Source organism: Paenibacillus sp. FSL M8-0212 (genome assembly GCF_038004645.1).
Lineage (GTDB): Bacteria > Bacillota > Bacilli > Paenibacillales > Paenibacillaceae > Paenibacillus.
The window spans coordinates 5,642,035-5,656,093 of record NZ_JBBORP010000001.1 but is presented as its reverse complement, the minus strand read 5'-3'; the positions used below and the strand labels follow the sequence as shown (position 1 = coordinate 5,656,093).

Genomic DNA, 14,059 nt, shown 5'->3' with positions numbered 1-14,059 from the left:
ACCTGATGTCTTTTCTCTAGAATCGTCCATCACTGCAGGTAAGTAAACACCGTTCGCCAAAACTGGCCACTAGATGTGCAAAATTTACATGAGTAAAAGTAGATAAAATTTGTATGTAGAAGCACTAACTATAGAGGAGTTCGTATTCTCTTTGCTCAGCAGATCTAATTTTAGAGTGAGTACAATTTTCATACAGCGTTTAGCTGCGAGTTCCAGTTAATGGATTGGACTCACGTTACTTAATATCGTAGGGGTGAATGATTTTGAAGAATGTTCTACCGATAAATTTTTCTAATGATATTCCTGTGTTCGACTGTTTCGATTTTTACAGGCTTTCAGTCATATTGAGTGATCAACGAAATATCCCGTGGTTTATGGAGAGGTATATTGGAATGAGCATGTATGAAGAAACGTTCGAATGTGTTTACTATGATTTTAATCATGAGTATTTAACTATATTTGATGAAGTGCTTCATTTTAAACCTATTGGAGATAAGGAGAGGATTGTCGATACAATTATTCATGCAATAGACAATATGGAATACTTGAATCTCCGTGTGGATGTGAATAAGTTCCATGAGAATAGTTCTACAAATGAATGCGATTTGAATAGTCAATTTATTGTGGGGTACGATAGTGACTCTGAGCTAATTTATTTTTTAGATTTAGAGGACGTTAAGTGGAGTATTTCAACTGTAGGTTTTAAGGAGTTTGAACGTGCGTTTGCCCACGGGACTAAACTTATTCGAACTGGTATAGTGGACGATCTGGCCCTTAAGAATCATTTGGCACTTAATGAACCCGCATATACATTTTCACTTCGTCCAATAACACCTAGAACAATACGGTTGGAGGTGATCTTATTTGAATTGGAGGAGTTTTTAAAAGGAGGAATTCTATATTCAGGTAGAAATGTTGTTAAACGAGTAGGTACATCAATATATAATGCCTATTACGAGGGGTTATACAATCGATTTTCTCTTAATTCTGAGCTTTTTGAGGATGAAAGAGCAATGCATTTAATTAGAGTAGGGCTTCGTCGGTTACGAGAGAATAAAATCGGATTAGAGTATCGACTTAAATATCTAGATAGCAACAAAATTGCGAAGTTTGATGCGAATATTTTTTCGCAATTGCAAGAATTGTCGAATTTATTGAGTATGGCATCTGTTCTTGTGGGTAAATTCCTTTACACTCATGATTTTCGTAGCCTGGAGAAGGCTAGCAATTATTTCATGAGTGCCGAGAATCTTGATAAAAAAATATTATCCCAAACTTCGGAATTGGTATTCTCCGCAATTAAAAAATCTATTTAGAGACTGCTAGAAGAAAGGAGATCGCAGTATTTTCAAGGATTTAAGACCTTCTTTATCTACGTGTACATATTATCCCAAGAGAACTTGATCAAGTGTTCGTTTTAATAGGCAGCGTCCCCCTTTCCCACTGGACGCCATCCACATTAGCTCGATGGATGTTTGTGTTCCAAAATCCATCACCACCGCGACGGCGCCAGTTGTAGGAAATCGAAAATGGCTGGAGATCCTATAAAGAGATGGAACATGGTCTACAGGCAGATAAGCAGTTTTGTGAGGAATTAGGGATCTCCATCATGAGTGGATCGCAACTTTCCCGCAGAATCCGCAGGTGCCGACGGAGCTACTTCAGGAACTGTTTGCTCACACCAACGGTTATTTTCATCGATGTTGCCTTCGAACGGAAGGAAAAGTTCGCTTGGGAGAAAAATTTGATTGCGTTTACCGATATATGCCACAGCCACCTCCAAGTGCACGGAATTTGAGCCGATTCATAGGAAATCGATTCACTTATTTTCGATGTTTATGGAAAAAAATATTATTAAAATGAATTATTTTCCTAATGAGAAAATATTAGATAATCAAGATTTATATTTGGGAACGCGTAGATTTAGAAATGTAACTAATTTAGCATCGGAAATTAGGGTGTGGATTGCACGACGCCAACGTGTGCTCGTGCCTTGACCCGCATGTCAAGGCGGAGAAGCTTACCTTTACATACTCAGCCTGAGTGGAGCCATGTCATTATGCTGACTGGCGGTGGTGTTACACATCGAATGGATCCACATTTATGCAATTAGGTCGAAAAGAGTACACAAAATCTTTACGACCCGATTCGGCCTCTAACTATCTTTAATTGAACGGAGATAATTACGTTGAACGGTACTGAGATAATTTTACTTCGGATACCAAACATAATTACCGATAGAAACTCGAAAAATCACTATGCATTTATGATGAAATAGAGTATCAGACGTATTCAAAATACACTATTGATTTCAAAAAACGTGAGTTCTTGACTGGACGACTCCTCATGAAGGTAACTCTAGTTGCTCGTTTGAATTTAGCAACTTCTCAAATAAGGAAACCACAGTTCCCCAACATACATTTCAACTTATCTCATTCTGCTGAATTGATTACAATGGTGGTATCACGTCATCATCGTGTTGGTGTAGATATTGAACACAGCACAACGATTGTCTTGACATTATGAGCTAAATATTCACTTTAGAGGAGAAGCGGTTTGTTAACTTGCAAGTCTCAAAGGTCGAGAGAATAGTTGTATTCTTATTATCAATTCCACTGTCCCGGTTATTTATTAGAAATCTTTAACCGATCTCATAGATCAGGTTGTTTGATAGGTGAGCATCATATAGCACCCACCTAGGAAAGCAAAGGAGCAAGTTTTAGGATGAGGTTAGTTTGAAACCATGCGGGCAGGTCAGCGGCAACGTCTTTGACCACGACAGCAGCGCATGAGTGCCTCCGGGTCATTCGTATTCTCCAGCTGCGGCAACTGCTCGAATACATAGTTCAAAAAGTCTACGGCTTCAGCCCATCCTCCTTCGCCGTCTCGAACACGCCGCGCGGCGTGTTGGCAAACAGCCAGTTTTTCCGCCCGATCACAAATGGCTTGCTCGACAGCTCGCTTCGGTTGTTGTCCAGCTCCAGCAGTCCGTCGCTCACGAACGCCGACAGCTTGTCGAATTGGTTCAGCCTGTACGCAATCGCCACACCAACCAGACTCTTGGGCAGCGTCCTCCGTGCCTACTTCAGCCAGGCAACATACTTGTACAGCACAGGTACACTCTGCTCCATCCGCGCTTTCTGCCTCTCCTAAATTTGCAACATCGCCGAGTTGTTTCATCCAGTATCTTAAATTGCTAGAACTTGAAACCGTTCTTTTGGCACCAGGCTTTCATCGTAAGTCCGTTTTGCCGGAACTCTTGAATGCGCACCATTCAGGCTCGACAGCGTTGTTGCTGGTCATGCGTGAAAACTCCTTCTTGGAAGATGACTTCATTGTCGCATCGCGATTTCAAGGTTAACAGGTGGGGAGTATTTGACGCTCACCGACGAATAACAATCCCACGCATTAGGTCTAGACATAAGTAAAAATTTGTAGTAATTTTTAATATAGTATAATTTGTGGAAAAATATTGTATTTTTTCCGTCTGGAGGAGAGCACCTGAGACAATGAAGATGCGTTCTATTTGTCGACAAGGCGTACGACGCTAAAACGTTCGCTTCTCTCCACCTGGGATAGATGCGTGTTTACTAGACCAAGAGGACTCGCGTAGCTCAATGAGAACGAGCGAGGCCAATATAAATGGAGGCGATTGTAGTTGAGTTTTATGAAAGGTGGGCGAGGCCCGTTCCTCAAACCTGCTATTGGTGAAAGAGTTCGTCTTGTCAGGGCTACAACCATATATCTTTCCGAATCCATTGATGCTCGCGAATGGGTGAGCATCGTGGGAGTTCTCATCGCTATTCATTCAGGTGAGGACTGTGTAGATCTAGCTCTTGATCTCGATGTCGATCGTAGTATGGTCTCCATTGAAATCGATTTGTCTGAACCGCCGAGGAAGCAGCGTCAAGAACCGTGTACCGCGTTATCCGGGAGAGCAGTTGCATGCGTTACGGACAACCAGGTCCATGAGCAAACATTTACTGTGGTGTTGCATTTGAACTGCGATGCGATCACACTTTGGCTGGACGAGAATTCGTTCTCTGAGCCAGTACGTGAACGGGTGGCATTGCACTTAGAGATTCTGTGCAGCAGTGATATGCCCGTTGCAACTATCGAGCTACCGATCGTGACGTCGCCTCAACAACGGCAAGATGTGCCCGGCTCAAGGGAAGCACGTTTGGAGCCAGAATGGGACTCTTGTGTTATCCGTCGTTTCCTGGAGGTGATCCACGAGACACCCGACTCAATAGCTCTCGTAGCGGAGGGATGGGCACTGACATATCAGGAACTAGGTTCTTGGGTAGGAGGACTGGCCGACGAGTTTAGAAGAGTTGCTCCAACTGGTACTCATATTGCAATTTTGGCTGAACACGGGATAGAGCCAGTTGTTGGAATGCTTGCAAGTTTAGCTGCTGGCATGGTCTACATACCACTTGATCCGCGTATGCCTGATGGGAGATTGAGCCGAATCGTTGAACAGTCAGGTCTGACGATCATTGCCCATAGCACTGAACTCGCGGAACGGGCCGTCGGGATATCGCCCAAGACAGATCGAGTTGCGCTGACGTTGCGAAGTGGGAACCTTATCCCTCCGCCCGAGTCGCTGGATAGCAATCGCCCAGCCTATGTGTTATACACATCAGGCACTACTGGAACACCTAAGGGTGTCGTACAGTCAGCTCAGGCGATCGTCCGACACGCGCGCAACTATCGTGACAGTGTCGGCCTCGCGATCGGCGAAGTTATCCCTCTGCTCGCGAGTTTCGCTTTCGATGCGGCAGTCATGGATCTTTACGGTGGTTTGCTCTCCGGTGCAACCGTTCATATCGTCGATCCGATGCAACCAGCCGATTCTCTACGGGAAGTTCTAGGCGCATGGCGACCGACGGTGCTTCATGGCACACCCACCTTGTTACGTCATCTGCTAGAAGATTTGACTGGTCCTGTTGAGGAGTTAGGAAGTGTCCGGGTGGTCGTATTCGGGGGTGAGCGTGTTCAGGCTGCAGATGTGGGTCGAGTTCAGTGTACGATGCCTGGTGCATTTGTGTTGAACGGCTTTGGACCGAGTGAGTGTACAGTGGGGGTTCAGCATGTCATCTCTATCGCAGAACCAATCAATACCACCGACATTCCGATAGGTTTTACTGTGTCTGGGGTTGAAGTCGAGCTCATCGATTCAAATGGTCAACCCGCGCCGATCGTAGGTGAGTTGGTGTTGATCTCTGATGCCGTCGCACTAGGCTACCAGAACGAAGAGGAACTTTCGGCACTGAGGTTCGGTCTTCGAAATGGACGTCGTTCTTATCACACAGGTGATCGCGTGTGGATGCAACCAGACGGCAGCTTAGTCTTCCTTGGGAGAATTGATCGTCAGTTCAAGATTCGAGGCCAGCGAATTGACCCTGAGGAGATTGAGTCGGTACTCCGCGAATACACGGATGTTGACCAAGCGCACGTGCGCTTGGACGTGGATGGCCAGCTGACAGCTACTCTGAAGTCCAGTTCAGCCAAATCCTTAGACCTTGACGAGATTCTTCGATTTGTTAGGCGAACGCTGCCCCCAGTCGCGGTACCATCGCACCTGAACGTGGTCGAGGAACTACAAATCGGATACACAGGGAAGGCCTCCTTTTAAAGTCAGAGAAGCTTCGGGCTGAGCAGTATGAGGTGATTTCAGTCATTCCTACTGTCCACTGATAGAATGGCTCGAAAGTTCCAACCAGAGCGCCCGTTTCGTGGATCATTGTGCACTCGATGTTCGCCGATGCTCGTCAGCGGAATCGACCGATGCAGGGCCACGGATTCTAATAGCGATTCAGCATGTTCTAATGGCTTGGGCCAGAGTGTTGTATTAGTTGGTGTTGAAGTTTAATTTTGTTAGTGAGTTTTTGCATACTTCTAGTTGAAGAAGGGGTAGATTTTGATCGAGAAAATGAGGTGGATACCGATGTTGCTATGGGTAATCTTCCTCGTTTAGATGATGATGAGGCTGTAGCCTCTGTAGCGAAGGATGGCGCAGCAATCGGCTGGGGGTTAAAACACTTCTTAGTAGTTCTTTCGATGATGGGGTTGATCATTCTGGAGGACAGTGGCAACGGTTGGCTCGGGCGAGAATTCCGAACGATCAATTACTGATGTTATTGGATGAGCCTGCAGCAGTTGAGCCTTTAGCAGAGAACGAACTGCTAAGCGGATACATCACTGCTACTGAAGATAGCTCATGGGCGACGGGGGCAGTGACGCTCTTCTTGTGCTTCGTCTTTCGACAGCGAAAAATACGGATTTGATCATTGTATTTGATGCAGGAGAGATCTTAAAAATGGGCAATCATCGCTAACTTATCGCGATTGAGGGCGAAAGCTAAGAGAACTGTTCAAGACTCAGGAGGGATGATATGAGTATAGTGGAGCAATCGTTGATTGATTCGATTCGGCACAAAAAACAGTTGTCAGAAAGCGCAGGGCCGATGCCTCTACCTATCGCAGTTGTTGGCGTTGGCCTACGCTTACCGGAAGGTATTACTGACATCAATAAGCTTTGGAATGAACTGTGCAATGGAATCGATGCTATAAGGGACCTTCCCCATGCTCCTTGGGCAGATCTAGCCGATCGCTCAGGGGTGGGGATCGGGATTAAGCAACCAGTATCTGGAGCGTTTCTGGATGAGCCACTTGACTTTGACGCCGAGTTCTTTGGTATCTCACCCCGTGAAGCCAGAAATATGGACCCTCAGCATCGTCTGCTGCTTGAGACCGCGTGGGAGGCGCTTGAGAACGCTAATATCGCAGCGGACAAGCTTGCCGGTAGCTCTACCGGCGTATTCGTTGGCATAGGAGGTTCCGACTACGGGGATCTTTCCAGTGGTCCAGCTCGTGTGTCAGATTGGGATGCTTACAGCCTTACTGGAACGAATCGTGCTATGGCAGCTGGGCGTGTTTCTTACTTTCTGCGAGTTCATGGTCCAGCTTTAAGCATTGATACTACTTGCTCTTCCTCGCTCGTTGCCGTTCATCAGGCAGTCCAGAGTCTCCGGGCGGGAGAATGTAATGTAGCGCTTGCCTCAGGAGTAAATCTCGTACGGATGCCGTGGAGCGTCGAAGCTCGTCGTCTCTCTGGGGCATTGTCCACTTCAGGCCGGTGTCGAGCTTTTGACGCTGCCGCAGATGGTTTCGTTCTTGGTGAAGGTGTGGTCACTGTCGCTCTGAAGCGGCTCGACGATGCGATACGCGATCGCAACCCAATTATCGGGTTGCTTCGAGGCAGTGCAATCAATCAGGATGGTCCGAGTAACGGTCAGACCGCGCCAAATGGTGCAGCTCAACAAGCCGTCATCAGCTCCGCCCTCATGAACGCGGATGTTAGCCCCAATGAAGTTGGATATGTTGAAGCGCACGGAACCGGGACAGTACTCGGTGATCCGATTGAGTTAGAAGCCCTTTCGAAAATATATGGGAGAGCCGAAAGACGTCGAATGCCGCTCCGGGTTGGATCGGTGAAGACAAACTTCGGTCACCTTGAATCAGCTTCTGGAATACTCTCTCTAGTCAAGGCTCTGCTTATCACCAATCGAGGGCAGATCCCAGCAACATTGCATCAGCAAGAACCGAACCCTCGTGTCGCTTGGGATTCTAGTGGCTTGCAGATACAGGATAAGATCACAACATGGGAAGATGATGGACGCACTCGTATCGCTGGCGTGAGTGCTTTTGGCCTCAGCGGAACAAACTGTCATATTATCGTTTCGAACATGGAGCGCGTTGCGAGTGTTGTTCCAACTGATGGGGATGGACCTTCATTGCTTGTACTGTCTGCGAAAGACGACAACGCGCTTCGCGAGCTCGCCATCATGTATTCCGAGGAACTTCAAACAGAGTCATCCTCGTTGCAGGATTTCTGTAAGACTGCGGGTGTAGGGCGCTCACAGTTCCGCCATCGTTTAGCGCTAATGGCAAACAGCCGCAGGGAAATGATTGCGCGCCTGAGTGATTTTGCTCACGATTCGAACGGTAGGGCAGGTTCGGGCAATTCCGGGTTTTCGTCCGGGGTCTTATCAGCTCGCAATAAGACATCGGCGGTTATGCTTGTAATGCCCGGCGGATCCTCCCCAATATTCGAGGCATCATTCCTGGATCTCTGCAAATATGTCCCGGTCTTCGCTGAGGGATTTGATCGGGTCTATAAAGCAGCGAAGGCTCTGGGAGTCGAGGACAGTGAATCACATGTGGCTGCGATTCGACGATTTGCCGTTCAGTTCGCTTTTGCAAACATGTGGTTCACTTTGGGTGTCAGACCGAACGTCTATATAGTTTCGGAAGGTGACAAGCCTATTGTGGTAGCGCTCTCAGGTGAGTGTTCATTGGAGAAATGTCTCGGTTGGACGCTAGGTCTGGAGCAGGGAATTGAAGAGTTGAGTCTTGATTCTCGACCGGATGTCGTAGTCATGCTGGAGTCTGATAATGAATTAGTGGACACTTACGTCAAAACTAGCGTGATGAATGTGGAATGTCTGGTGCTCCAAATCGGTGGGCAGAAATCCGTTCTGAACAATGGTTCCGGGATCATGCACTACGGACTGGCTGATTGTAGTCCCCTCGGCGTAATCGATCAGTTGGCGCGAATCTACGTCGGGGGTCACCCAATCTCATGGGAAGGGCTCGGAGAGGGGGCTCCGGTCGCGAGATTACCCAACTATCCACTTAAGCGTACTTCACATCTCCTCAGCCTTCCCCTGGCACAGGATAGGTTGGAAGGCCTGATAAAACACGAACATAGGGAGGAAGATTCGATGGATGAGATAATTGGTTTTTTAAGGGGACAGCTGGCGGAGCTTCTGGGCATGGACACACATAGAGTGACGCCTGATCAACCGATGTTCGAACTTGGCGCTGACTCGATGGTCTTCGCGGGCATCATTGAACGCATTTCGAAGCAGTACAACATGAGGATCGAAGTTCGTCAGTTGTTTGAGGAGTTACATACGATTGCCGATGTAGCCGAAGCAATTGCCAAGGCCCACATTGACGCTGGTACTCAGCCTTCCATACAGGTGGCCGCTGAGGATGTGACACTCAAGTCGACGGGAGGTAAATACCCAGATATGGGGGCAACTACCGCCCATATGGACCAGACAGTGTTTGCAGACAAAAAGTCTACGTCCCAGTACGGAATCGTTCGCACGAATGACCCATCAATGTACTTTGATGATGTTGTCAAGCGCTATCAACAAAAAACGGCTGCCTCACGCAATTACGCTAAGGACAATCAGGATCGCCTAGCGAACAACCGTAGGTTCATCGTCCCAACCAACCGGTATGCTGAACAACTCCGCTATCCTCTTTGTGGAGTGCGATCGGTTGGGTCAAAGTTATGGGATGCCGACGGGAATGAGTTCGTTGATCTCTCGATGGGATTCGGTGCTCATCTATTAGGCCACAGTCCAGAACCAGTTATCGCGGCTATGAGCCAGCAGCTGTCGACTGGCATTCAACTTGGCAGCACGTCTCAGTTAGCTGGTGAGGTCGCTCAACTCGTCTCCGATCTCACAGGAATGGAGCGTAGCTTCTTCTGCGTATCGGGTACAGAAGCCATGATGACCGCTATTCGTATTGCCCGCGCGGCTACGGGAAAGTCGAAAGTTGTTCTCTTTACCCATGCTTATCATGGGCATTCAGATGGGACATTGGTTACGCCGCCCGTTGGCGAAGGGAATATCGCGGCTCTCCCGATGGCGGCAGGGATTGTCTCGTCGCAAGTGCAAGATACATTGGTTCTCCCATACGGGAAAGAGCAGGCATTGGACGTGATCTCTTCCCGCAAAGGAGAGATCGCTGCAGTTGTGGTCGAACCGGTGCAGAACGCGAACCCAGGCCAACATCCAGTGAAATTCTTGAGAAGACTACGCGAAATCACCAAACAACATGGGATAACGCTAATCTTCGACGAAGTGCTAACTGGTTTCCGAGTTGCGCCTGGAGGCTGTCAGGAACTCTTCGGCGTCCGTGCGGATTTGGTTGCATACGGAAAATGTTTGGCTGCGGGAATGCCGATGGCGGCTGTATCCGGTAGCCGTGAGTACATTGACCTGGTTGATGGCGGGCGTTGGCTCGGGGGATCGAGGTTTTCTGATGAACGAAAGCTGACCTACACGGCTGGTACTTACGCGAACCACCCCCTTGCCCTGTCGGCAGCGTTAGCAGTTTTGAGTCATCTGAAAGATAGGGGTCCGACACTACAAACTAACCTCAACCGACGCGCTGATGCGATGGCCGATCGCCTAAATCACGCGTTCAGGGCGCTCGAAGTGCCAATCCATGTTGCAAACTTTGGCTCATTTTTCCGTTTTGCTGTTCGTAACAACTTCAGTTTCGTAAATCAGTCGATTGAAGCAGACATTTTCAGGGCAAATTTGTCTCTCCGTGGCGTGTATGTCGCAGAAACTGGTGCGTCCTTCATTTCCACAGAGCATTCGGCAGAGGATATCGAATTCATTATTGAGGCCGCGACGGATGCGGCACGTGAGATGAAAGACGCGGGATGTTGGGATAGTTTGGGCGGCCGCACGAGGAAATCCGCTCCATTTCAGTCCGAATCCTCTCTGCCGACCGCTATGAGCAATAGGGAAGAGGATGTTCTTGTTCAGGGCAGCGAGTCACGTATTCCCGCTTTGAGTTTGTCGTACTTTGGCGACACCGAACATATTGATCAGCACGAACATCTCGAGCTGCTAATGGAGGGAGCTGAGTTCGGAGATGCAGCAGGCCTTGAGGCCATATGGTTGCCAGAGCGTCACTTCCACAGTTTCGGAGGATTTTCCCCCAACCCGGCTGTTCTCGCCTCTGCTGTCGCTCAGCGGACTCAGCGGTTGCAAATCCGTGCGGGCAGCGTAGCTGCGCCATTGCACCATCCCGCACGGATAGCTGAAGAGTGGTCTATGGTTGATATGCTGTCGGGTGGAAGGGTCGGACTTTCGTTTGCATCGGGGTGGAACGATCGTGATTTCCTCCTCTCTCCAGGCAGTTTTCAAGACCGTCATGACATCGTGCAGCAACACATGGATACAGTTCGAAGATTATGGCGCGGTGAGGAACTGAGGTTTTCAAATGGTTCGAACGAATTCGCCGTCTGTACCTATCCCCGGCCGTCTAATAAGGAGTTGCCGGTATGGATGACAACCCTGAACAATCCTAAGTCGTTTGAGGAGGCTGGTCGCATAGGTGCGGGGATCTTGACCAACCTGTTGCGCCAAGACATCGACGAACTCGCTAGAAACATTGCGCTCTATCGACAGGCGCGAAGCGAGGCGGGTCTCGATCCAGAGAAGGGACACGTTACGGTATTAATGCACACTTTGCTTGGGAATGACGTTGATCAAGTCAAGGGTATGGCACGTGCTCCGTTAACTAGCTACCTGAGAGCCGCGATGGACCTCACTGGGCGTATGTCTACCCAGGCGCGCCGAGCTGATGTTAATGCCATGAGTAACGATGATCAGGAGTACCTCCTGAAGCGCGCGATGGAGTCACTGCTGAATACCAAGTCACTAATAGGGAACGTTGAAGCTGTCGTTCCGCTCGTAAGGAAACTAGGTGCGATAGGGGTAGACGAGATCGCGTGCTTTGTAGACTTTGGTGCGTCCACGGTGTCTGTGCGTGAGGGGTATCGCTTCATTGGCGAGCTCAATGCACAGCTCCGTAAGTCAACTGTTGTAGACGCATTGCCAGAGTTCGCGCTAGACGGGACAAACACCATGATAGTTCACCATATGGATACCGAGGCAAAGGTACCCGATCTGAGCCGAACCTACGGCCCAGAACACAAGACCACTCCGAACCAACGTCTTGTTTGGGCAGTTTCGCAATTGAGTGATGAAGCCTCGAGCGCGTATAACCTTCGTCGTGTGCTTAAGCTTGTCGGACCGTTGCAAGTTGACGCGCTGCGCACTGCACTTCAGGAGTTGGTGAATCGGCATGACTCGCTGCGAGCGAGCTATAGCGATGACGGTGAATGTATTCGGGTTGAAACGGAGCATCGTGTTGCGTTGACTGAACTCGATCTGTCAGATAAGGATGATATTGATGCAGCGATTCAGAGATTCCTTCTCGCGGAGTCGACAGAGGCCTTCGACCTAGCACGAGGACCGCTGATTCGAGCCAGCCTACTTCGGATAGCGCCTGAGGTTCACCTCTTATGCTTAACTACTCATCATGTGGCTATCGACGGTACCGCAGAGAACATTCTACTGAACGAGATTCGACTTCTGTACAATCACTTTCGTCAAGGAGACACCAAGCCGCATGAGCTCCCTGAGCCCCGATCGTTTGGTGCATATCTTGATGATATGGAAACTCAACTTCCTAGCGAAGCGGATTATCATTATTGGAGCGCCCAACTCTCCGATCTGCCTGGACTCTTTCATGCAGAGCTTTCCCGCTCACAAGATCGGGTGATAGATCACCGTGGAGGGCGTAAGTACTTCGATTTTCCTTCAACGGTTCTGGACGCAATCAGTAATCGGAGTTCCGAGTCGCGAGCGACTTCGTTCATGGTGGTCCTTTCAGCCTTCATGGCATTTCTTGGTCGAAGGTATAAACAGGATGATGTTGTCGTTGCGGTGCCAGTATCTAGGAGATCGTCGATAGCGGCTGATCCTAATCTCGTCGCGTATTGCGCAAACACCCTGCCGATTCGCCTACGTCACGCGCGCCAAGAAGACTTTGCTGCAGTTATTGCCGAGGTTCGTTCGACATTGCTTGATGGTTTCGAGCACGAGCGGTTTCCATGGGCCGATATGCTCAAGATGCTACCTTCAAACGGGTCTTGGGGTCGTCCAACAGGAATTACGACGGTCTTTGGTTGGGATGATGTTGTTACCCCTCTATTTGATGAGCTCCACGTAGAGCACATCGAGAGCGATGCTCCGACTGTTCGGTTCGATTTGGGTTTGAATGTGACACATAATGGAGACAAATATCGATTGGTATGGGACTACAACGAAGCATTCTTCAGCGAAGCGGATGTCGCACAACTGAATGAGGAGTTTCAGACCTTCCTAAAGTTGTTCACACAAATTCCGTCCGGCAATCAGTCAGATTTGGGAGTCCGTCGTGACGAGTCCGTGTTTGAGGTTCTGGAGCGTAGTTTGAAGTCGAAGAGAGATGGCCTGCCTCTGTTGGACAGTGGACTTCTCCCTGAGATGGTGATCAGTCGGTCACTCACGTTAGCTAACCGGCTTCAAAAGCAGGGGGTTTCGGTAGGTGACGAGATCGTGATCAAGACTGAGTCTTTCGTGAATGCTTTCATCGCGCTACTTGGAGCTTTCCGTGTAGGTGCAGTAGTCTGCTTGGCTCCGTCCTCGAACCTGGGGGCTGTTCAAATCAGTGATCGTCATGTTAGAGAAGGAGAACATGAGATCACCCGAATTCTTATAAACGAGTGGTCTTCAAATGCTGAAGAAATCTCCTTTCCGCCTCCGGTAGTCGAATCGGCTCTCGTTCACTCCAGCGGCGAGGTATTGACGTCTAGGGAACTGATCGAACGTGTGGATAAGCTACTTTCTTACTGGCTCTCGGAGAAGATCGAAACGCCAGCCATTCTTTCCGAAACGATGGAATCTTTTGACAATTGGGTTGTATTGATAGCAGCAGCAATTTCAGGACATCGTGTACGATTGGAGCAGGTTGATCAACTGGGTGAAGTTCGGAACCCAGAGGTGAAACCTATTTACTCGGAAGAGGTCGAGGAGGTAGCTGCCAGTGGTGAAAACGCAGCAACTATTGGGGAACATTGGGACAACTACACCGATGGAGCTGAGCATCTTGGTGAAGTACTGAAGATTTGGCGAGAAGTTTTGGGGAATGAGAGCCTTACCGCTCACTCGGACTTCTTTGAAGCTGGTGGTAGCTCAATGGATGCTATTCAAATTCTTGCGAGAGTTAAACGAATGTTCGGGATACGAGTGTCAGCTAGCACCATATTCAAGGCCCCTACTGCGGAGGCGTTCTCACGCCAAATGAACGCGTCTCTCGCCATGGCCAGAATGGAGGCATGAAAATGGATC

The 14,059-nt window shown here is 48.8% G+C and carries 4 protein-coding genes and 1 pseudogene; 4 read left to right on the top strand and 1 reads right to left on the bottom strand.

From position 1 onward, the window contains the following. The first annotated feature begins 392 nt into the window (after window positions 1–392). Window positions 393–1,316 (top strand): hypothetical protein, encoded by a 924-nt coding sequence (locus MKX68_RS24860; RefSeq protein ID WP_340914419.1) that lies wholly within the window; start codon window positions 393–395, stop codon window positions 1,314–1,316. A 1,403-nt stretch (window positions 1,317–2,719) separates the two neighbouring features. Here MKX68_RS24860 and MKX68_RS28725 read toward each other — a convergent pair. Continuing rightward, a pseudogene (locus MKX68_RS28725) lies at window positions 2,720–3,149 on the bottom strand (IS66 family transposase); the annotation flags it as partial. 518 nt (window positions 3,150–3,667) lie between these two features. On the opposite strand from MKX68_RS28725, the gene MKX68_RS24850 reads away from it, so the two are divergent. The 3 genes from MKX68_RS24850 to MKX68_RS24840 all read left to right on the top strand — a co-directional run bounded on the left by MKX68_RS24850 (window position 3,668) and on the right by MKX68_RS24840 (window position 14,050). After that, window positions 3,668–5,638, top strand: a complete 1,971-nt coding sequence (locus MKX68_RS24850) for an amino acid adenylation domain-containing protein (RefSeq protein WP_340915498.1) — start codon at window positions 3,668–3,670, stop codon at window positions 5,636–5,638. 320 nt (window positions 5,639–5,958) lie between these two features. After that, on the top strand, window positions 5,959–6,138 hold the full coding sequence (locus MKX68_RS24845; RefSeq protein ID WP_340914417.1) for a hypothetical protein: 180 nt from the start codon (window positions 5,959–5,961) through the stop codon (window positions 6,136–6,138). Between the two features lie 259 nt (window positions 6,139–6,397). Continuing rightward, on the top strand, window positions 6,398–14,050 hold the full coding sequence (locus MKX68_RS24840; protein ID WP_340914416.1) for a MupA/Atu3671 family FMN-dependent luciferase-like monooxygenase: 7,653 nt from the start codon (window positions 6,398–6,400) through the stop codon (window positions 14,048–14,050). The last annotated feature ends 9 nt before the right edge of the window (window positions 14,051–14,059 follow it).

Bases quoted from the DNA above. Each gene is read 5' to 3' on its own strand.
- MKX68_RS24850 (WP_340915498.1), top strand. From the start codon at position 3,668: ATGAAAGGTGGGCGAGGCCCGTTCCTCAAACCTGCTATTGGTGAAAGA.
- MKX68_RS24860 (WP_340914419.1), top strand. From the start codon at position 393: ATGAGCATGTATGAAGAAACGTTCGAATGTGTTTACTATGATTTTAAT.
- MKX68_RS24845 (WP_340914417.1), top strand. From the start codon at position 5,959: ATGGGTAATCTTCCTCGTTTAGATGATGATGAGGCTGTAGCCTCTGTA.
- MKX68_RS24840 (WP_340914416.1), top strand. From the start codon at position 6,398: ATGAGTATAGTGGAGCAATCGTTGATTGATTCGATTCGGCACAAAAAA.